This is a genomic window from Actinomadura spongiicola (assembly GCF_003432485.1).
GTDB classification, from domain to species: Bacteria; Actinomycetota; Actinomycetes; order Streptosporangiales; family Streptosporangiaceae; genus Spirillospora; species Spirillospora spongiicola.
Genome location: NZ_QVNQ01000014.1, coordinates 162,256 through 182,392, shown reverse-complemented (window position 1 = coordinate 182,392; position 20,137 = coordinate 162,256). Strand labels below are relative to the sequence as shown.

The following is a 20,137-nucleotide window of genomic DNA, read 5'->3' as shown; positions in this document are numbered from 1 at the left end:
TCGGTACGCTGGGCACGAGGTCTCCGGTGGTGATGGTCTTCTTGGTCGTTGATCCATCTACCGGAGACCTCACTCGTATCCAGGCGCGACATGCCGCCCGAACCAGGACTTTCTAAACAGGACCTAGCACTCCCCCCGCCTACCTTCACCACCGTCCGGGCGCTTGTCCGAGCGAATGGGGACACGATGTGACACACAGGTTCGCGCGAACCGCCGCCAGGCTTCCGGGTCAAGAGGGTCGCGAAGCCCTGTGTTCGACTCGTTCAACCGGTCGACTTGTCGATCCCGTGGTTTCTCTTGAGACAGCGGTTGCGGCCCGGTCGGTGTCGACTGCAACGTCGGCGCACGCCGCCACGACAGAGAAGGCATGACGGAAACGATTAAAACGGATCCGCCTGACCTCGAACGGGTGTACAGAGAGCAGCGGCCGGACTTGGTACGTCTGGGCTTCTTGCTGACCGGGTCGCGTGAGCATGCCGAGGACCTCGTTCAGGCCGCCTTCGCCACGGCGTGTGAGAACTGGGAGCAGATCGACAAGCCGTCCGCGTATCTCAAACGTGCCGTGGTGAACCGGGCCAACGACCTGCACCGGCGACGATTCCGCGAGCGCGGCCGACGGGTCTCCGAGCCCACGACCCACATTCCCGAAGTCGATGAGACCTGGCGACTCATCAAGCAACTGCCGCCCAGGCAGCGGATCGTCATCGTCCTGCACTTCTACGAAGACATGCAGCTGATCCAGATCGCCGAACTCCTCGCGAGGCCGCCGAGCACCATCCGGTCCGACCTCAAGCGCGCCCTCGATCGACTCAGGAAGGTGATCCAATGAACGAACGAAGCGGCGCCGTAGACCCCCAACTCGACGCCCACCTGCGCAATACGTTGACCAAAGTCGCCATGACGGTCGATACCCTCCCCATCAGGCCAGAACGTGCTTCCCGCCGTCGTCGCCGCGTCGTCCTCGCAGCCGGGCTGACCGCGCTTGCCGTACCGACACTCGGTTTCGCTTATCTCCATTCCGGACCCGGAACCGTCGCACGACTCCCCACCGAGCATGCGATCCTCCACGGAGAGTCCGGGGGAGACGAGTACTGGTTGGTCCCCACATTCCACAGGGATGTCTGCGGAAATCCCATGCCCGGCGTCGAGTTGGTCTCAAAGCGGCGGAACCCGATCGGCGCCGAATGGGACACCGCCGGGGTCGGCTTCGAAGGATCGCCGACCAAGGACGGCTGCCACGGCAAGCAGATCGGACCCACGTCTCCCGACGAGGCTGATTGGTTGGCCACGCGCCTCGGGCGTAGGGATGACCGCACAAGTGACTGGGTCGTCGTCGGCGCCTTCCATCCCCGGGTACGCAGTGTGCGTATCACCACGTCGGCGGGCGGACCGCGCATCGCATCGACAGTCCCTCGTCCGGACGACCTGAATGGTCCCCGCTACTCCGCGATCACGGCACCCGGAGGCGCCACGTGGGCGAAGCTCACCTTGCTGGACGAACGAGGAAACCCCATTCCCGGTGGAGTACGCAACTTCGACCTGCGTGGATGGCAGAAGAACTGACCGTAAGAAAGGAGACCCCGCTGTCGGGAGGCAAAGGTCGACTTGTGTCGTCCTGCCGACCGTGTGGCGCAGGGCCCGCGTGCGCCATACGGCCGTCCAGCACAACCATCGTCCGGTACGCCCCGCACGTGCGCCGCCATCGAGAGAACCAGGCCACGACAGAGACACGACAACCAAAGATTGGCCACCCTGGGTGGGTCAGTGGACCTCGACGAAGGTGTTGGTGACCCTGTCCCGGGGGCAGTAGGCGCCGGACGTTTCGCCGATCGGCTTCCCTGGCCCGTAGCCGATGATGGTTGCCACGCCCGGAATGTGGTGGGTGTAAAAGCAGATGATCCGGTGCTCTCCAGCTCCGCCGAGGCAGGAGCTAAACGCAATGCTGAAGTTGCGGGAAACGCTGCATTGCGACGGGACGGCCGCGGCGGGTTTCGCCATCGCCGGGACGGCCGTCAACGCGCCGAGGACGACCGAGGCTGCGGCGACTTCGCCACGAGAAGAGTTTCACAGGTCCTCCGGTTCGGTGCTTTCATCGCCGCACGGCGTTACCGTGTGCCTGAGTGATCCGAGAATCTAAGGAGCGGTCATGACGGAGCCGGAGCCGGTCGCCGAGCCATTGTCCAGTCCCAGCGGCAGTCCTCTGACGTCCCTCACCTGGGCGGACGCCCGGGCACGGTTAGCCGGAGGCGAGGACTATCTGGTGGCGACGTCCGGCCCCGGTGGGCGCGTGCATGTCGTGCCGGTGCTGGCCGTCTGGCTGGAGGGAGCCGTCTACTTCAACACACACCGAGAGGCGCGTAAGGCCCGCTACCTCGAACACAACGATAGCTGCGCCATCACCGTCCCCGCCGACGATATCGACCTGGTAGTCGAAGGAACCGCGCACATCGTCCGGGACGCCGACCGACTGCGACGCGTCGCGGACCTGTTCCCGACCAAATATCCGTGGTGGCATCCATTCGTCCAGGACGGTGAGTTCTACGCCCCCGACGACACCGAGCTGGCCGATCCCCGCTACATCTTCGCGGTCGAGCCGACGGTGGTCTTCGCATTCGGCAAGGAGAAGGGATTCAGCGCAACCCGCTGGCGCTTCTAAGAGGCAAATCGCCCACTTGACCAGCTGGTCGGTCCTTGGTGTTCGATGGCGGCATGACCGACCTGAGCAGCGACGTACTGCACTACACCGCCTTCGCGACCGACCCGGCGGGAGGCAACCCGGCCGGGGTCGTCCTGGACGCGTCCGGCCTGGACGACGCCGCCATGCTCGCGATCGCGGCCGACCTGGGCTATTCGGAAACCGCATTTCTCACCCCACCACCGGACGACCTCACCGAGCCGGGCAAGGCCTTCACCCTCCGCTACTTCAGCCCCAAAGCCGAGGTCTCGTTCTGCGGCCACGCCACCGTCGCCACCGCGGTCGCCCTAGCGGAACGGACAGGGCCGGGCGCCTTCACGTTCGCCACCAAGAGCGGCGCCGTCCCCGTCGAGGTCGCCGAGATCGACGGCGTCCTCCACGCGACCCTCACCAGCGTGGAGCCGTACCTGGAAGAGGCCTCCGACACCTCCGAAGCCCTGGACATCCTGCACTGGGGCAATGACGACCTCGACCCCGCTCTTCCGCCCCGCTTCGCCTACGCCGGGGCCCGCCACCTGGTCCTCGCAGCCGCCACCCGCGAACGCCTGGCCGATCTGGACTACGACTTCGACCGCCTCGCCACTTACATGACCAGGCACGACCTGACCACCGTCCAACTGGTGTGGCGGGCGTCGCAGCACGTCTTCCACGTCCGCGATCCGTTCCCGGTCGGCGGCGTGGTGGAAGACCCAGCCACCGGCGCCGCGGCGGCCGCGTTCGGCGCCTACCTCCGGGAACTCGGCGAAATCGCCCCCGCCGCCACGCTCACGCTCCACCAGGGCGAGGACATGGGCCGCCCCGGACTCCTCACGGTAGAACTCCGCGACGGCGACCCCCGCGTCCGCGTCTCAGGCGCCGCAGTCCGCATCCCAGCCCAACCCGCCTGACGCTAGGAGAACCGACTTCGAGACACAGCCCGGCTCCGGCAAGACCCGCATTGCCGAGCTGTCCACCCAGACCAAGCAACTCCTTGCTGAGCTTTCTCGCCGCTGGAAACCCGCGTGCGACCCCGGAGAAGCATCGGCCCGGTCCGGGGCGAAGACGAACAGCACGCGGGTCTCCCATCGGTCTCGGCCGCCGGGACGCAGTTCCACCAGGTTATGGAACTCGCTGTGTTCCAGACTGTCGACGAGCGGTCGTCCCAACCTCGGCCAGCCTGTCGAGGCTTGCTCGATCAGTGCTGCGGTGCCCGTCTCGAATCCACACGACTTGAGAAACCAGCCCTCGACCGGTTCGCCGTCGCCAAGGCCTGCTGCGCGGTCATGCCGGCGGAGGTGAACCGCTCGACCTCGGCCAGCACGCTGACGCCGTGCGCGGTGCCGGCCAGCGGCGTGTCCGTGCCGGTCAGGATCGGCACACCGGCGGCATGCAGCCGACGTACGTTCTCCATCGCGATCCGGTGCCAGTCGGGGTTGCGCTGGCATCCCGGGTTCCGGCTCTTGAGGGTCGCGATCTGCGCCTCGGACAGATACGTAGCCACGCGCTCGTCGGCCAACAGGTCGTTGGCGCCCAGGCCGCAGTCGAACACCGCCAGGGTCGCGACGACGAAGGTGCCGCGGTCTCGAATCTCACTGACTAGCGCGGTGTCGACCTCAGTGTCGCGGAACACGTGAACCAGGCCGTCCGCACCCGCGTCCATCGCGATCTTGGCGCTCCTTATCGCCTCGGCGTGCGCGACCGCCAGTCGCCGGCGCTCGTGCGCGGTCGTGACCACCGCCTGGACCTGCTGCGGGGTCAGGGTGGGCAGCGGCCTGTTGATACTGCCGTCCTCCACGACGATTTTGATGTAGTCCGAGCCCTCCCGTATCCGGTCGGCGACGAACCGACCGGGGTTCGTGCCAGGCGTGAGGCGCGGAATTTCGAGGGCGATGGGATACCCGCCCGGCACGGTCACTCCGATGCCGACCGACCACAGGTCTGCCAGGTCAGTGCGCTTGAGCGACCGGCGCAGCCGTTTGGCCGCAGGCAACTGCGCGAGGCCATCGACGTCGCTGAACATGTCCAGCTGCGTTGTGACGCCAAACCGCAGTGCGTCGCGTCGCCCTTCATCATCGGTGTGCACGTGCGCGTCCGCCAACCCGGGCATTACGGTTTTGCCGCGCCCGTCGTACACCGGGGTGCCCCGCGGCACAACGGCACGGCCGACCGACGCGATGCGACCGCGTACCACATGCCCTGAGCCACGCTCGATCCACCGTTGCCCATCGAATATGCGGGCGTCGCGAATGACGAAAGTGTTACCCGCGTTCACCACTGGTGTGCCCTGCGGCACGACGGCCGCTTGTGAGGCGGGTGTGGTGACCGCTCCGGCCACCAGCCCGGCGGACAGCAGCCGCATGGCCAGCCGACTACCAAGCAGTCGACGCGCACGGCCAACGCCAGGCGAGGGCTGATCCGGCGTCCTCCGATCAGGCATCCCGAACCGCCCTCCGCTCCAGAGTTCGTTATGTGGTCTGGTCCTGCCTGAGCGCACGGGTGTGGTCCCCGTGCGGCCTTCCGCTGGGATCCGACCCTGATCGTTAACCGCCGTTCGCGCTTTTACCGCGCTCGCCCAGGACGAGCACTCCGATCCCGAGGAGGCCGGTCGCGATGCCGACGAACGGCTGGTAGTCGTGCGCCCACTTCAGCAGAAACCCGAACCTCGCGTCGTCACTGAACATTGTGGCGATGGCCGACCCAAAGCCCTGGATCATCATGAATACTCCGATGAATCCCCACATGGAATGAGTGTGTCGGCCTCGGGGCGCCGGCTGATACGAGCCAAGGTCTACAGCGATCACAACTTTGGTCGTCGCGGAGTCGACGACCGGCGCCGTCCCGACCACGACAGGAGCGACGCCAGCGGCCCAGCCGAACCACACCGACGACGGCCGGAGTCAGAAAGAGCGACCGTGGCCCAGCCATGGGCGGACACGCCTCGCTCAACACCGACGCCGACTACTCTCACTCCACGATGCGCCGCCGACTTCTACGTTGGACGCGCCGCCGTCTACGAACGCGTCTCAGCCAATCGCTCCGCCGCACAACTGACCTGAGCAAAACACCGTCCGCTTCCTCGGCTGCTCTAGCAACAGCAGGATGGGCGTTGCATCCAAGGCCGGCGACCCACTGCCCGACGAGAATCGAACCTCCTTGGGGCAGCCCCTTGCTGAGAGCACGATCCACCACTGACCGGCCCTCCACTCATGCAAGGCACGCCAGACCGTTACTGAATCTCAGGAGCCAGCTCAAAGCCATGAAGCGGTCTCTGCGCGGAGTCACCCGGTAGGGGCATGGGCGGTAAGGACATGGATCATGCTGGTGTCGCGTTCGGTGATGGCTGCGGCGTTGTCGTAGGCGCGGGCCTCGACATCGTGGTCCTCAGGGTGCTGCAGAGCGGGAATGCGGCGTGCTTGGGCGATGCGGCGTAGGTCGGTGAAGATCAATCGCTCAGCCATGGAATTCGGACGAGGCCCGTAGCGTTCGACGTGGGGGTAGCCAGGAAGGGTCGCCCATTGTCGTCGATTTGCGATTGACCGGCGATTCGTTGATTGCCGCCCATGTCGGCGTCCCAGTGAAGGGTTGCACTCCATGCGCATAGACACGCTTCCGTGATTGGATAAAGTGCAAACTCTTCCACCTCGGATTCGGATACCTGGTATGGAAAGTTGACCGTCTGGTCATCGCCTGGATCCCCGCCGGGTTTTGCTATTATCAGTTCAGCGTCCGGAGGGCGGCGATCCAACCTTATGTAGAAGCGACGAGGGTGAATTCCTCCTGCGCCACCCCTTTTGACCAGTGTGCCCGCGAGTGGCGGCTTGCGTTCGTGAATGGAGATCGTAAGCTCTCGCAATACAACAGCATTGGCTGATCTGCCCGACACGGTTACAGACACAGCATTGGCGGCAGAACTGGCAACACCGTTGTGGGCCTGTACCCATTTCTTCCAGTCCTCCTGGTTCCAAGAATTCGCTTCTTCGGCGGTTTTTGGTAGACCGTCCACATTCCTTCCTTCTCCTGGGATGATCCATCCAGAGTCGGGGTCGTAATTTACCCTGACATGCGCGAGGACTGGAGTGGGAGAACTTTTCTGTGGCGACTGGATGGGAGAGGTAATGGCCTTGGGTGGGCCAAGTTCATTGCGCCCGATGTCCTCAAGTACTGCAACAAACGGTGCTGCGATCAGCGCTGCTCCTAGGCCTATCAATAGGGCTTTTAGTGATCTACTTGTCTCTCGCCAGAAGAGCCGCATCCGTTGGGGCCTGGGCCGCCGAGTGTGAACGTGTTCTCGTGCTCGACTGCGATCATTCCGCCGACGATTCCGAGGTGGCCTCATGCGTGTTCAATACCACAGTCGCTACCGCAGGGGAAGACGCCAGTTGAGCCGCTCGACGGCCATGCACCAGCGGTCGAGGTCGGCGCCATCCACGCATCGGGTCGTCGCGATCGGCGAACATCCCGGCGTCGCCGAGCGACTCCTTCGCTCTCGGGGTGGGGGTGGGCGATCACCCGGGGAGCCCCGAGCACATGACCTCGACGCCGACCCCCCCATACGACTCATACACACTCGACCAAGCAGGATCAGGTGTACGTGCGCGTACACCTGATCGTGCATTGCTTGGAGGCTTGTGGGCGGAAAGCGAAGCTGGAGGTCCAGGCCACGGCTGAGGTTGATCAGGGGACGGGTATCGGGGGGCCCGCAACCAGAGGTCGAGGCTCAGGCTCGACGCAAAGCGGCTTGAGGTCGCTGATCGTGTCGTCGGGGCGCAGCACGCCACGAGAGATGCGACCGACGACATTCTTTTTCTGCCAGCCAGCGGTAAGGAACGTTCGGAGCGGTGTCCGGATCTCACGGGAGTCTGGATGCTGGCGCGTAATCTGCGACGGGTTTTCACAGACGCGTTTACAACCCAGACCACGACTTCCTCACCCTGGGTCATGTGCCGGGAGATACCCCGTTCTCGCCTGTCGAAGCCCGAGCGCGTCTCGGGGGGACAGGGGCGAGCGACGAAGCGTCAGCACGAACCCGACTCCAACAGCACCGAGCCCGCCGATCCGAAATTGCCTCAAATTCGAATGCAAGAGAACGTTGCACTGCCACTCACTCCGAAGCACCGTAGGTCGGGGACTCGCCCTGCCTCAGGTCCGTCGTTACAGGACACGTGGGGTCGGCGGGGTGGAAACGAGGTGCTGGCGGGCTTCAGAGTGGGCGAGGTGGTAGGACTCGCTTCCGTTTTCGCTGATGGTGCCGTTGAAGGTGAGTCGGTCAATGATGGTGGCACAGAGGCGGGGATCGGAGAAGGGGTTGCCCATTCGCTGAAGGAGGCGTTGGAGGCGATCGCGACGCTGTTCTTTTCCTCGCGTTCGGGGTGAACCCCAGGATCTGCGCTACTGCGGCCTTGAGGTCGTCGTAACGGGGTTTGCCGAGCGGCACCCCGCCCCAGCATCCTGAAGGAGTTGCTCCGCCAGGTGACGTAGGTAAGTGTGGAGTACGCGCACATCACACATGCCGGCGACGTTATCGCCCAGGTCAGAACGACGCCTACGACGAAATCGTTCGGCAAACTGAACGACCCGCGAGTGCTGGTGTGCGGCGGACGGGCGTTCCGACGGACGGTGACCGTCCACCTCGTCCTGGTCCGGCTCCACGCCCGGTACAGCAGTGAACTCGTCGTGATCGAGGGCGCGTGCACCGGGCGCTGATAAGACTGCGCACGTCTGGTGCTTGCTGAACGGGCTCGGTGAGGATCGGCACTTGTGCCACCCAGTGAACGGGGTATGGGAGAAGTAAGGTCCGGCCGAGGTCGTGGCAGGCCGCCGACCCGGAACGCAACACCGCGATGCCGGCCAAACAGCCGCGGCCAATGGAGGCGTGCCATGTGTGGTTTCGGCGGCAGACCGGCACGGGCGGCACCGTCGCCATGACTCTCAAGGCGGTGCTCTGTGAGTGCCGACATGGCTGCCGCCCTGCGAGGACCCCAATGGGGGGGCGGTGGATCCGGCTGCCTGAGTTCTCCCGCGGTCGCGGCGCCGACGCGGTGAAGGGGCGGCGGCGGGCTGGGCTCGGTGGCTGGTTGACACAAACGCGGGCCATTTGTGCAGGTCGGCGTGACCTCCGGCATCGATCTCGGCGGTGTCCCCGCCCCGGGAAGTGGCCGCCCGGCTGCCATCTGGCGGCGCGCTGCCCCTACGTGATGGACGAATGCGCCAGCGCCCGATCGGTCACCGTGCTGGGCGGTGTCTCGCTGACCGCCGGTCACGGACGCATCGTGGGCCCGGCGGGGGAGTCCGGCTCCGGGAAGTTGACGCTTGATAAGGCGATTCTCGGCCTGGTCCCGGTCGCCGGAGGTCGATCACCTTCGACGGCCGCGACATCACTGGGGCTGGCTGAGCGCTGGGAGTTGAGCAACCAAATTTAGGCGGTGTTCCAGGGCTCGTACGGCTCACTGAACCCGGTCAAGCCGATCGGCCGGACGCTCAGCAAGCCGCTGTGCGCCCAGCGGGCCCTCGACGACCGTGCCGTCCGGAACCGGATGGCCGAAGCGCTGGAACGCGTCGGCTTCCCGGCCACGGCGCTGGACCGCTATCCGACCGAGTTCTCCGGCGGCCGGCGACAGCGCATCGCGATCGCCCGCGCCATGGTCATGCGGCCGCGGTTGATCGTCTGCGACGAGCCGGTGAGCGCCCTCGTCCTCTCCCTGCAAGCGCGGATCCTCAACCTGTTCAACGATCGGCGAGCTCGCGGGGAGGGGGATCGCCGACCGCTCCGGCAGGCTGCTGACCCTCGTCCAGACCGCCCCTGGCCTTGGTCGGCTTGAAGTGCCAGCCGTCGTCGGTGCAGCCCGTACGTCGTCGCAGGGTGAGGCCGCGACGAGCCCGCCGCAGGTCAAGGGTGTCGTAGTAAGGGGTGGTGAAGGTGTAGTTGCGGGGGTGGCGACGGCGCTCGGACCGGGGGGACGTCTCGCGGATCCGAAAGGGTGAAGCCGCTGTCGGTCTCGTACTTGCGCCCGCCCTCCACGTGGGCCGCCAAGTCCATCTCTCCTTGCGAAGACTCGTTGCCCCTAGCGCCGTTTCCCACACCGCGGCCTCCCACCGGGTCGGCGCCCGGATCGGGGCGCCGACCCGGAGCGGCCGGGATGGGGCATCGATGAAGTCGAGGGGTCAGGGCTCTGGTCGCCGCCCCGTCCTGCGGATCGAGGGGGCGTTACCAGCGGTACCAGCGGCCGCGCCTGCCGGATGCGCCCGTGCCACGGGCGACGAAGCCGAGCAGCCACAGTGCCAGGACGATCACCGCGAGGATCCAGAGGACTTTGAGCGCGAAGCCGGCGCCCAGCAGGACGAGGGCCAGCAGGAGAACAAGAATCATCAGCCAGGGCATGTGAACCTCCTTGTTTAGCATTCGGCGCGCAATCTCCCCGGCGAGCCGGCATTCACGCCGATCACAGGTCACGGTTTCGAATCACTTGGTTCGGTGTTGCCGCCTTCACGGTTCGGGACATGCGGCGGGAGACGCCGCTGCCCGCTTGACGGCACCGGCACGAGGGGCTGGAGAAGGCAGACGCCCAAGACCGGGGGAGCCGGTCCGTTGTGTCCGGCGGCGGCCATAAGGTGTGGGCGACAAACCCGAGCATTTGGGTCGAGTGCGGCGTCTTCGGGCGGCTCGTCCCGGACACGGCCGCGACGGGCGGACGTGCTCAACGCCGCGGAGGGAGATCCAGATGACCGTGTCGCGCCAACGTCCGGACGATTCGGCGCGCCCCGTGCCAGAGCTGGACGAGGCTCGCCGAACCGCGTCCGGCGAGGATCGAAGTCTCCACGTCCGGCGTGCTCTGGAGCGGCTGATCGGTGTGGCGGCGACCGAGGGCAACGCCGTCCTGCCGCTGCGCAACGGCGACGAGATCTTCCCCGCGATGCTGGACGGCATCGCGAGCGCGCGGCGCACCGTGGACATGATGACCTACGTGTACTGGCGCGGTGACATCGCGCGCCGGTTCGCGGACGCGCTCGCCGATCGGGCCCGCGCCGGTGTGCGGGTCCGGTTGCTGCTGGACGGTATCGGCAGCTGGCAGATCGAGAAGGACCTGGTGGAGCGGATGAGCGAGGCCGGCGTCATCGTCGCCTGGTTCCGCAAGCCCGCCTACCTGTCGCCCTTCAAACAGAATCACCGCTGCCACCGCAAAGTGCTGGTGGTCGACGAGCAACTGGCCTTCACCGGCGGGGTCGGCATCGCCGAGGAATGGTGCGGCGACGCCCGCAACCCGGACGAGTGGCGCGACACCCACTTCGAGGTCCGAGGGCCCGCGGTCGACGGGATCGCCGCCGCGTTCGCCCAGAACTGGGCCGAATGCCACGACGAACTGTTCGACGACCGCGACCGGTTCGTGCCGCAACCCCCGGCCGGGCAGGCCGTGGTCCAGGTGGTGCGGGGATCGGCCAGCATCGGTTGGCAGGACATGCAAACCCTGATGCGGGTCATCGTGGAGCTGGCCGAACAGCGGCTACGGCTGGCCACGGCCTACTTCGCGCCCGACCCTTACTTCACCGAACTGCTGTCCCAGTGCGCGCGCCGCGGCGTCCAGGTCGAGATCCTGCTGCCGGGCCCGCACGCCGACAAGCGCGTCAGCCGCCTGGCCAGCCAGCGCCACTACGCCTCACTGCTGGAGGACGGGGTGCGGATCCACCAGTTCCAGCCGTCCATGCTGCACACCAAGATCGTCACCATGGACGGGATCGTGTCCCTGGTCGGGTCCACCAACTTCAACCGCCGCTCCATGGACCACGACGAGGAGGTCATGCTCGCGGTTTTGGACCGTGACCTCACCGCCACCCTCGACGCCCACTTCGAACAGGACCTCGAGCGCAGCCAGGCCATCACGCCCGGCCAGTGGGAACGACGCCCGGCACGGCAGCGCGCCAAGGAACTGGCCATCACACCGATCCGCCGCTTCCTCTAACCGCACCCGCGCCCCTCCCAGCCCGGCGACACAGACGCATTTTCGCGGGTACAGAACATTCTCATGCCGCTATCGATCGCGGCTGCTTGATCATTGAGGCGGGGTGTCGTTGTAGGAGGCGATGCAGATCGTCCCGATGGTGGACATGTAATACTTGGAGGGTTCCTCCGGTTTGCAGGATCAGTGTTTTGGTGCAACGGTGATCACGACGTTGCCGATCTTCTGTCCTGTTTCCACGTACCGGTAGGCGTCGACGATTTGGTCCAGCGGGTAATGCCGGTCGACGACCGGCTTGAAGGCTCCGGACTCGATCAGCTTCTGTAGATGGCGGATGATCTCCTGGTTGTCCTGCGGGAACGGGAACTTCACCTTCCTGCCGCGCAGCACCGGGGTGAGTAGGGCGAGGATCGGGTTCTGGGCCCAGGGACCCAGCTCCGAGGACACGTACACCCCGCCGGGCTTCAGCAGCCGTTTGCAGCGGCCGAACGTGCTCTTGCCCACCGCGTCGAACACCGCGTCGTAGGTCTGCTCGTCCTTGGTGAAGTCCCCGGCCGTGTAGTCGATGACCCGATCGGCACCCAACTCCCGCACCAAGGCCAGGTGCTCCCCGGCGCATACCGCGGTCACGGTCACGCCGTGACTCTTCAATAGCTGTACGGCCGCCGAGCCGATAGCACCGGTCGCGCCGTAGACCAGGACATCCTGACCGGCGCGCGTCGCCGCGTGTCTGATGAACGCGAGCGCGTAGTGCGCGCCTTCGGCCGCGGGAGCGATCTGCTCGAAGGTCACGCCCGCGGGCACGGTAGCGATCGAACCGTTCTCCGGAACCGACAGGTACTCCGCATGTGCCCCGAACGCGCCCTCGTTGTACCCGAACACTCGGTCACCGACCGCGAAGGAGGTGACGCCGTCGCCGACCGCCTCGATCACGCCGGCGAACTCGGTCCCCATGATCGTCCGTCGTGGCCGGGTGAGGCCGGTGCGGAACCGCATGAAGAAGGGCCTGGCCGCCCGGTAGGCACAGTCCGTCCGGTTCACCGTGGTCGCGTGCACCCGAACAAGCACGCCGCGATCCCCGGCCACCGGCCTGTCCACGTCGCGGATCCGAACAACCTCCGGTGGGCCGTACATGGTGTGCACCGCAGCCTTCATGGCGAAACTCTAACGGCCGTTCACAACAAGAATCCGGCCTCTCCACGCGTCATACAGAGGGTGCGCACCGCGATCGGGCTCGTTCAGGTGAGGAAACCTGCCACATTGCGCCATCTCGGCGGGCGGGCCGATTACCGAGTGGCGAGGAGTTCGTCGATGCTGACATGTGCAGAGCGGCAACCCTGGCGAGGAGCCGACCCGGGTCGCCGCCAAAGTTAGGGCCCCATCGAGCACGGGGGCAAGGCCCCGGTCCGTGCGATAACCCGTCGCGTCCGGGCCCATCATCACCGGGGCGCCCCGGGTACGGAACGGAGGGCGTCCGCTCATGCCGCTGATCGTGTGGGACCAAGGTCGCCCACGTGCGCGGTAGCCGTTACGTGGCACGGTCGAGGAGCTCGGCTAGCGTGCTGCTGGTCCAGGATCGATCGGAATCGATAGGCGGAAGGTGTTCGAGCGCTGTACATCCGCCTAAGGGGCGGTCGGAGTCAGAATTAAGCGCCTCCGCAACGCGTTTTGGCTGTTCAGAGGCTGGGTGGTGGGCAGGGGCGGGGTCGAACCGCCGACCTTCCGCTTTTCAGGTCACAACGCCTGAGCGCTGTACTGACCTGCGAAAACCCAGGTCGCTCACGAGCGAGAAGCCGATAAGCGGATTGTGTTCCCCACCAGGCTAACACGCTGCGCTACGACATACCTACCCAACGTCTGTGATAGCCAAGCCTGGCAGTAGAACCATCGCCTGGCTCTGCAACCTTCAGCGGGCCCCTCGGAGGGCCGGTGGCCCTTGCGGACCTACTCCGTAGCTCAGAAGGTTGCCGCGATCGGATCAGTTTCCGTGCGTAGTTGATCGTTTTGCAGCTCAGTCGCGGCTGCTGCCAACGCGACCGGTGCTCATCCGGTGCGTCCCCGAGGCTTAGACACACGTGAACCGTCGGTCCATCGACCTAGAGGACGCAAGAGGCGTCCGCTCATGCAGAAAAGAGGACGTTTGGTGCTGCGCAACGGATCGAACCGTGTGCCTCAGACGTTGCCCGGCGGCCGTCCTGCGGCCCTAGCAACTGCCGCAGAGAGGCAGTAAGCGCCCATGCGGTGCTCTGCATCCCCCGTCATATGTCGATGAGGACGTAGTCACATCCTTTGTTAGAGAAGCCGGTTAAAGTCATCTCTGCGCGTTCTTGGCGGCGAGTGAGGCTGGAGGTCGCTTGTGGGTGGGCGTCACGCGCTTCTCATCGGAGTCCCTGAGTGCGACGACCGGCGCTTCAGTGACATCGACCGTGTCGTGCGCAGTGACGTGCACCGCATGGAACAGGCCCTTGCCCAGTCCGACTACGAGGTGCGGACGGTTGGCCTCCTGGGCGGTAAGGACGAGGCGACTCTGAGTCGGGTCAAACGCGAGATCAAGCAGGCGTGTGCACAGGTCCCCCGCGGCGGCGTGCTGCTGGTGTACTTCTCCGGTCATGGCGTCAGCGTCGACGGCCGGGACTTTTTCGTGCCGAGCGACGCTCATGCCGATGATCCGGGTGACCTGGTGCCGGTTATTCCGGCCGAGCTCACCGGCTGCCAGGCGCGGCTGGTCGTCTTCTTCGTCGACGCCTGCCGCGACCACCCCGCACGAGAGACCGTCCCGGCGGGCGGCCATGTGCCCTTTCCGTCCGGGGGGTCCTTCGTCCTGGTCAACGGATGCGAGGCGGGCCAGCGCTGCCACTACACCGAGAACGGCAGCGTCTTCACCCAGGCCTTGGCCCAGGTCTTGGACCGGCGTCACCATGCGCGGACGCTCGGGCGGGTCATCGAGGAGGTGACCCAGGAGGTACGGCGGCGGGCGTCGCGGAACGAGGATCTGCGCCAGTCGCCCAGTGTTCCCCATCCGTCGATGCTGGCCGACGCCAAGGACGTCGTCGTCTGCGAGGGCGACGAGTTGGCGGGGGCGTGGCAGCGGGCGGCCGAGAGCGCGGACCTGTGGCAGTGCTGCGGTCAGAAGGAGCGCCGCCTGGAGGCTGCGCAGAGGCAGGTGCTGACCCTAGTCGAGGGCTGTGCCCGAAGGTGGCGCGACGCTTACGAAACTCTCCGCTCACGGACCGGCATCGAAGACCCGTGGTTCGACCAAAACTATCCCGTCCGAGTCTTGGAAGGCGTTGCACGGTTGCTCGGCGAGCGTCGGTGCCTCACCGCGGCGGAAGCTGCCGTGCTCGTCGCCGCCCCGTTCCTGCGCGAGGTCGTGCTCGCCGAAGGGATTCGGCTGGCAGCGGGTATCCAACCGACGAACTTCACCCGCACCTATAAGGACGGGGCCCGCACGGACCTGGAGCTGACCCACGAGCAGCATCAGCAAATGATTCGCCGGGCTGAGGGGCTGGAACGCCGCGGCCTGATCGACGGGCGGGACGCGCTCGCGATGTGGCTGGTGCACCAGTGGCTCGCTACCCGTCAGTCGGTTTGGCGGGACTCGGCCGCCCATGCCTGCTACCGGGACGGGGCACGCCTGCTGGAGCGCGAGGCCTGGGGCCTGGCAGGCGGCGAAATCCCCAATCTGATGGAGACACTGCTGCGCGCGGTGGGGGCTCACCCGGCCGACTCGATCGTCCTAGACGGCCTCTCCGCCCCCTATGTGGACGACCGGTGGAGGGTCCTAGCCTCGCTGCTCTGGCTCGGCGGCATCCTCGCCGCAGATCTGCGCAGGATGCCGCCGGTGCTCGCCGACCACATCGGGACCCGGATGGAGTTACCGCTGTCAACGGTGAAGAACACCGCGGCCCAACTACGCTGGGAGCGCCGCGGTGACCAGCTCGACCTGCGGATGTCCTGCCATCATCCGGCTCAGTACGCGGTGTTCCGGGACGTTCTCAAGCGCGCCGCCGAAGCGCACGAGCGCATCGCCAAACTGCCTCTCGACGAGGAGATCGCCGCCGCTCTGCCCGCCGGCTTCATTGACAAGAGCCTGCGACCCGAGACTCGGCCGGACAAGACCCTCGCCTTTCAGGTGCCGCTTTCGCGCTTTCGACTCGCCGAGGACAAGATCCGCGAACTGCTGATGGGGCGCCAGCTCTACGATGACCCTTCGCTGGCAATCCGGGAGCTCTACCAGAACGCGCTGGACGCCTGCCGGTACCGTGACGTCCGGCTCCAGGGGCTGGGCAAGGCTGCGGACGGGTGGAGTGGCCTGATCCGGTTCCGGCAGCAGACCGACGAGGACGGCCGCGAGTTCATCGAGTGCCAGGACAACGGTGTCGGCATGGACATCGACACCCTTGAGCGGGTCTTCGCCAGCGCAGGCGAGCGCTTCGTGTACAAGGAGTCGTTCCGGTCTGAGCAGGCCAGGTGGCAGATGCTGACGCCGCCGCTGCAGGTGTACTCCAACAGCCAGTTCGGCGTCGGCGTCTTCAGCTACTTCATGCTCGCCGACGAGATCACCGTGGTGACGCGGCCGGTGGACGGCAACGGTGACCCGGGGCGGGAGGCCTATCGGGTCGACATCGCCAGCAGCGGCAGCCTCTTCCACGTCACCTCGGCGGACGACCAGTTGCGCGACGGCGGCACCTGCGTCCGCCTCTACCTGTCCACCGACGAGGACGAGCGCGTCTCGGCGCTCCTCACGCTGCGCAAGCTGCTGTGGATTTCCGACTACCGCGTCGAGGCCGCTGGCGAAAGCTCCACAGAGCGGTGGGAGCCGCACGAACTGCGCTACCCGGACGAGACGGTGGAGTCGCTGCGGTGCGGCGACGATCTCTGGTGGGTGTCGGACGAGGGCGGTCTGGCCGCCGACGGCATCCGCACCAACGAGGAGATCTTCGGCCTGATCGTCAACCTGCACGGCACCCACCGTCCCCGGTTCACCGTCGATCGCACGAAGCTGCGCGAGTGGCACAAGGACTGGGTCCGCGAAGAGATCGACAAGTCTCTCCCCGAATTGCTGCGGTGGCCGGGTCTCACGCTGTCTTGGCTCTGGCAGGTGGCCAAGTCCGCCCCGGAGGTCGCCCAACAGATCTTCGTACGCCTAGTGGAGGAGGACGTGCACATCCCCATCGGAACTTCCTGGGGCCAGGACAGCAGCATCTCTGTACGGAATACCGGTTGCTTGCCGCAGGACCAGGAGCTGTTCGGGCTTGAGGCCGGTTCCAGAGGCTTCGGCCGTTGGTTCGATGCGTGGCGTAGCGGCCAATGGAGGTCGCGGGCCGCCACCAAATCGGGCATCCGCGAGCACCCTGCCGCCGTTGCCAGCGGTGGATTCCCGATCGTCGATCCGAACGACGCGCAGATGCTGGCTCAGCTATCCCACTGGACTCGGGACGAGCACGTACCCATCGACAAGATTCTTGAGGTGCTCGCGCACCCCGAGCAGACGATGGCCGACAGGCTTCGCCGACTTCGCCGTTACGTCATCACCGGAATCGATATCAGCGCAGTGCGCCATTGCCCTCCGCTGCCGGTGACCTGTAAGGAGGAGAACCCTCCACCGGTCCGTGCGTTCGCGGCATGGACCCCGCCAGGCGCACCGCCACGCCGATGCGTGGCGGGTTGGCTCATCAAGACGTCCCAGGAGCTTGATCGCACCTTGGGTGAGGTGCTGGGTCAGGCGGCTGCCCTTATGCCTGCGGACTGGACGGCACCCGACATCGATCTCGGCCCGCTTGCCGACTACACCTGCGGCAACGCCGACGCCAACCTCGTGTCGGTGGCCCTTAACGGCGGTCCCCCCTGGATTGAGGACGCGCTCGGACCCGCACACCTGGTCGAGGCCGCCACAACCCTCGGCCGTGAACTCGACAAGGTTCTCCTGCTCTGTGACAAGCTCGCCCCGCTCGGCGTCACCGTCGCAGGCCGCGAAAAATATCGGGAGAGCCTGAGCCTTCTCGAAATCGAGGCACTTCGACAAATTCGCGTCTTGGGTGAACCCTTGTCGCCACTTCAACTCGTAGTGGTCGCTGGCAGATCAGGACACACAATACGGGAGACCCACCGGTGCCTGGCTGATCTGGAGAAGGCGGGCTTCCTCGTCCGTCCCGACATGTTGTCTTCAAACGCCCTCGACACTGTTCCCGGCCCGGGAGCGTTGCGATTCATCGACATCTACCTGCAGCAATACCGACGTTCCGTCGGTCGCAAAAGGTGGACCGCGACGAAGCCATGCTTGCCGATCACGTTTTTCGTGCAGGGGCGACGTGTCCTCCAGCGATACGCGAGCTGGGCTCGTGAAGTCCTTCCATTCGGCTCTCCCGAGGCTCCTGTGACCTACCCCGAATTGGTTGGCCTGGCTGGCTCCATGTACTGCACGGTCGGCGAAGCACGTGCGGCGATACTCCGCGCGTTTCCCGACGCGGAAGTCCCCGAACCTCGTTCCGAAATCGAGGACCTGGCACCGCTCTTCGAGATCAGCCTGGCCCTGGTCAACCCCCCCACATGGTGGGCCGAGAAGCCGATGAACTGGCATCTCACCGCCAAGTCCATCGTCGAGGGCGCGTTCGCCTCCAGTTGCTCCCTCGGCGAGTTCCTGCAGATGCTTCTGCCGTACCGGGAAGTCGGGGCACCCGTCCCGCAGCCGGACGAGAGCACGTTGGAGGCTCTCTGCGAGATTTACCCAGACGAGTACGACGAGGACATGCTGACCGCTTTCGACGAGGACTGGGACGAGGTCCCCGTCTCCGAGTTCGACGCGTTGCAGCTCGTGCGGACGGCGGGACGGCTGGGGTGGGCGCCCGCGGAGGCGCAGCGGCGGCTGGCGCGGCTGGCGGCAATTGGGGTGACGCTGTCATACCCGGTGAACGGCTGCCATGACGACGTGGTGCGCTGGCAGGACCTACTGCTGCTCACCGAACACAACGACGGCTACGCGCCTGCAATCTCCGGATGCGTCTCGCCCGAGCACGTGGCGCGGGCAGCGGAGGAGACCGGGGAGCCCGCCGAGTGGATCATGGAGCGGCTCCGGCTGTACGCGCCGCTGTTCGAGCTCGACCTGGGAAACGTCGACCGGGAGACCAGCGTTGCCTGACATTGACAACCACCGAGACCGTGCCTACGCCGAGATCGGCTTCCCGATGCAGGACGGGTTCACGGTCGCCGAGACGGCCGACGGGCTGGAGGTCACCGGGACCTGCCCAGCGTGCGGTGGACGGACGAGCATGACGTTCGACTACGGCCCGCCAGACGGGGTGAAGGGCCTCTTCCGCAACCGCGGCGCCTCCGCCCCGCCGCCGCGGACCGTCAACGTCTACTGCGAGTGCGGGCATATGCACGCCGACCGTCCGGAGGGCGCCTTCGACCGGGGCTGCGGCGCCTTCTGGAAGGTCGAGATGCCGTGAGCCTCGACGAGAAGCGCTGGACGCAGAAGGCGCAGGAGCTAAAGTTCACCCAGCTCGACTCGGCGCGCAGACAGGCCGAGGGGTGGCGGACCGGCCTCGGCGGGCTGACCGCGCTGCTGAGCGCGGTGCTGATCGTCAAGGGCCGCGACAACATCACGGCCTTGGCGCCGGGGGTCCGGTGGGCCGTCGTGCTGCTGCTTGGCTTGGCGCTGGCAATGCTGATGACGGCGACGCTGCTGGCAGTGCGGGCGGCGTCGGGACGGCCGGGCCAGAAGATCCTGCGCACCGGCGAGGCCCTCCGGGCATGGACGCGTGCGGAGATCCGGCGCGTCTCCCGGGCGATCCGGCGCGCCACGTGGCTCGCCACGCTCGCCGTCGCGTGCGTGGCGATGGCGATCGGGACAACGTGGCTGGGGCCGTCCGCCAAGCCCGAGCCCGCTCTGGTGGACGTCCGGTATCAGGGCGGCCGGACGTGCGGCGCGCTGACCGGTGTCGACCGCCACACTCTGACGCTCAAGACCGCTGGACGCACCGACGCCATCGTCCTGGCCACCGTGATCTCTGTGCGCCCGGTCGACAAGTGTTCGTAGGCGAGGCGATCGAGGGTATTTGATCTGGTTCGATGATTGTGGCGTCTGCAGCTGAGTGTTCGGGAGGCGACTTCGCCCCTGCCGTGGTCAGCTCGCCGTGCCCCGCGCGCCTCCACCACGATCCGGAGTGCGCGATCGCGCGAACGGCGCGCAAGGTGTGACAGAGCGTCCCGCGCGATCGTGTGCTCCGGCCCGCGAAGAGCTGGGGGCGGCGGAGCCCCCAGAGTCGCTCACGAGCAACCCCACTAAAGAGACTTCCGCCGCTTGTCTGGGCCCATCATGCTGGGTACATGCTTGCCACGGCGGTCTCCATCGCGGCCTTCATCCTGTCAGTTGTAACCTTTGTCCTCGGCTATCGAGTAGCGAAGTCCACCGAGCGTCGCGCCAGGATGCCCGTGCTCGTGTTCGTGTACGACGGCTCAGAAGGTTGGGCCCTGCGGAACGTTGGCAATGGGCCAGCTCTCAACGTCGAGG

16 protein-coding genes are annotated in these 20,137 nt (G+C 66.2%); 10 read left to right on the top strand and 6 right to left on the bottom strand.

What is annotated here, in order from left to right; translation table 11 throughout:
• Positions 1 to 367 precede the first annotated feature (367 nt).
• The 4 genes from D0T12_RS32830 to D0T12_RS32815 all read left to right on the top strand — a co-directional run bounded on the left by D0T12_RS32830 (position 368) and on the right by D0T12_RS32815 (position 3,582).
• On the top strand, positions 368 to 829 hold the full coding sequence (locus tag D0T12_RS32830; protein ID WP_117404724.1) for an RNA polymerase sigma factor: 462 nt from the start codon (positions 368 to 370) through the stop codon (positions 827 to 829).
• Positions 826 to 1,563, top strand: a complete 738-nt coding sequence (locus tag D0T12_RS35125) for a hypothetical protein (protein ID WP_147339732.1) — start codon at positions 826 to 828, stop codon at positions 1,561 to 1,563. Before D0T12_RS32830 ends, D0T12_RS35125 begins: the two co-directional genes overlap by 4 nt.
• Positions 1,564 to 2,146: 583 nt before the next feature.
• A complete protein-coding gene (locus tag D0T12_RS32820) occupies positions 2,147 to 2,656 on the top strand; it encodes a pyridoxamine 5'-phosphate oxidase family protein (protein WP_117404720.1) in 510 nt (169 codons plus the stop codon).
• A gap of 53 nt (positions 2,657 to 2,709) precedes the next feature.
• Positions 2,710 to 3,582 (top strand): PhzF family phenazine biosynthesis protein, encoded by an 873-nt coding sequence (locus D0T12_RS32815; protein ID WP_117404718.1) that lies wholly within the window; start codon positions 2,710 to 2,712, stop codon positions 3,580 to 3,582.
• A 287-nt stretch (positions 3,583 to 3,869) separates the two neighbouring features.
• On the opposite strand, the gene D0T12_RS32810 is transcribed toward D0T12_RS32815, so the two are convergent.
• The 4 genes from D0T12_RS32810 to D0T12_RS35120 form a co-directional block, all read right to left on the bottom strand.
• The gene (locus D0T12_RS32810; protein WP_158581723.1) at positions 3,870 to 5,033 is read right to left on the bottom strand and encodes an amidohydrolase family protein; all 1,164 of its coding nucleotides are present in this window, start codon (positions 5,031 to 5,033) and stop codon (positions 3,870 to 3,872) included.
• A gap of 181 nt (positions 5,034 to 5,214) precedes the next feature.
• Complete coding sequence (locus D0T12_RS35690) at positions 5,215 to 5,355, bottom strand: hypothetical protein (protein WP_158581722.1); 141 nt, start codon at positions 5,353 to 5,355, stop codon at positions 5,215 to 5,217.
• Between the two features lie 597 nt (positions 5,356 to 5,952).
• A complete protein-coding gene (locus tag D0T12_RS32805; RefSeq protein ID WP_117404714.1) occupies positions 5,953 to 6,132 on the bottom strand; it encodes a hypothetical protein in 180 nt (59 codons plus the stop codon).
• Positions 6,117 to 6,677, bottom strand: coding sequence for a hypothetical protein (locus D0T12_RS35120; protein WP_147339731.1), 561 nt, complete (start codon positions 6,675 to 6,677; stop codon positions 6,117 to 6,119). Before D0T12_RS35120 ends, D0T12_RS32805 begins: the two co-directional genes overlap by 16 nt.
• Before the next feature lie 1,481 nt (positions 6,678 to 8,158).
• On the opposite strand from D0T12_RS35120, the gene D0T12_RS35685 reads away from it, so the two are divergent.
• Both D0T12_RS35685 and D0T12_RS32790 read left to right on the top strand, forming a co-directional pair.
• On the top strand, positions 8,159 to 8,377 hold the full coding sequence (locus D0T12_RS35685) for a hypothetical protein (RefSeq protein WP_117404712.1): 219 nt from the start codon (positions 8,159 to 8,161) through the stop codon (positions 8,375 to 8,377).
• Between the two features lie 719 nt (positions 8,378 to 9,096).
• Positions 9,097 to 9,492, top strand: coding sequence for an ATP-binding cassette domain-containing protein (locus tag D0T12_RS32790; RefSeq protein ID WP_117404710.1), 396 nt, complete (start codon positions 9,097 to 9,099; stop codon positions 9,490 to 9,492).
• A 386-nt stretch (positions 9,493 to 9,878) separates the two neighbouring features.
• On the opposite strand, the gene D0T12_RS32780 is transcribed toward D0T12_RS32790, so the two are convergent.
• Positions 9,879 to 10,052: a hydrophobic protein gene (locus D0T12_RS32780; RefSeq protein ID WP_117404706.1), complete on the bottom strand. Its 174-nt coding sequence runs from the start codon at positions 10,050 to 10,052 to the stop codon at positions 9,879 to 9,881.
• 340 nt (positions 10,053 to 10,392) lie between these two features.
• Between D0T12_RS32780 and D0T12_RS32775 the strand changes: the two genes are divergently transcribed.
• Positions 10,393 to 11,628: a phospholipase D-like domain-containing protein gene (locus D0T12_RS32775; RefSeq protein WP_117404704.1), complete on the top strand. Its 1,236-nt coding sequence runs from the start codon at positions 10,393 to 10,395 to the stop codon at positions 11,626 to 11,628.
• Between the two features lie 180 nt (positions 11,629 to 11,808).
• On the opposite strand, the gene D0T12_RS32770 is transcribed toward D0T12_RS32775, so the two are convergent.
• Positions 11,809 to 12,780: an NAD(P)-dependent alcohol dehydrogenase gene (locus D0T12_RS32770; RefSeq protein ID WP_199487840.1), complete on the bottom strand. Its 972-nt coding sequence runs from the start codon at positions 12,778 to 12,780 to the stop codon at positions 11,809 to 11,811.
• Between the two features lie 1,276 nt (positions 12,781 to 14,056).
• Between D0T12_RS32770 and D0T12_RS32765 the strand changes: the two genes are divergently transcribed.
• From D0T12_RS32765 to D0T12_RS32755, 3 genes are read left to right on the top strand one after another with little or no spacing between them, the layout of a single operon-like run.
• The gene (locus D0T12_RS32765; protein ID WP_147339730.1) at positions 14,057 to 18,763 is read left to right on the top strand and encodes an HD domain-containing protein; all 4,707 of its coding nucleotides are present in this window, start codon (positions 14,057 to 14,059) and stop codon (positions 18,761 to 18,763) included.
• A complete protein-coding gene (locus D0T12_RS32760) occupies positions 18,756 to 19,073 on the top strand; it encodes a hypothetical protein (protein ID WP_117404699.1) in 318 nt (105 codons plus the stop codon). Before D0T12_RS32765 ends, D0T12_RS32760 begins: the two co-directional genes overlap by 8 nt.
• A complete protein-coding gene (locus D0T12_RS32755; protein ID WP_117404697.1) occupies positions 19,070 to 19,663 on the top strand; it encodes a hypothetical protein in 594 nt (197 codons plus the stop codon). Before D0T12_RS32760 ends, D0T12_RS32755 begins: the two co-directional genes overlap by 4 nt.
• Positions 19,664 to 20,137: the final 474 nt, after the last annotated feature.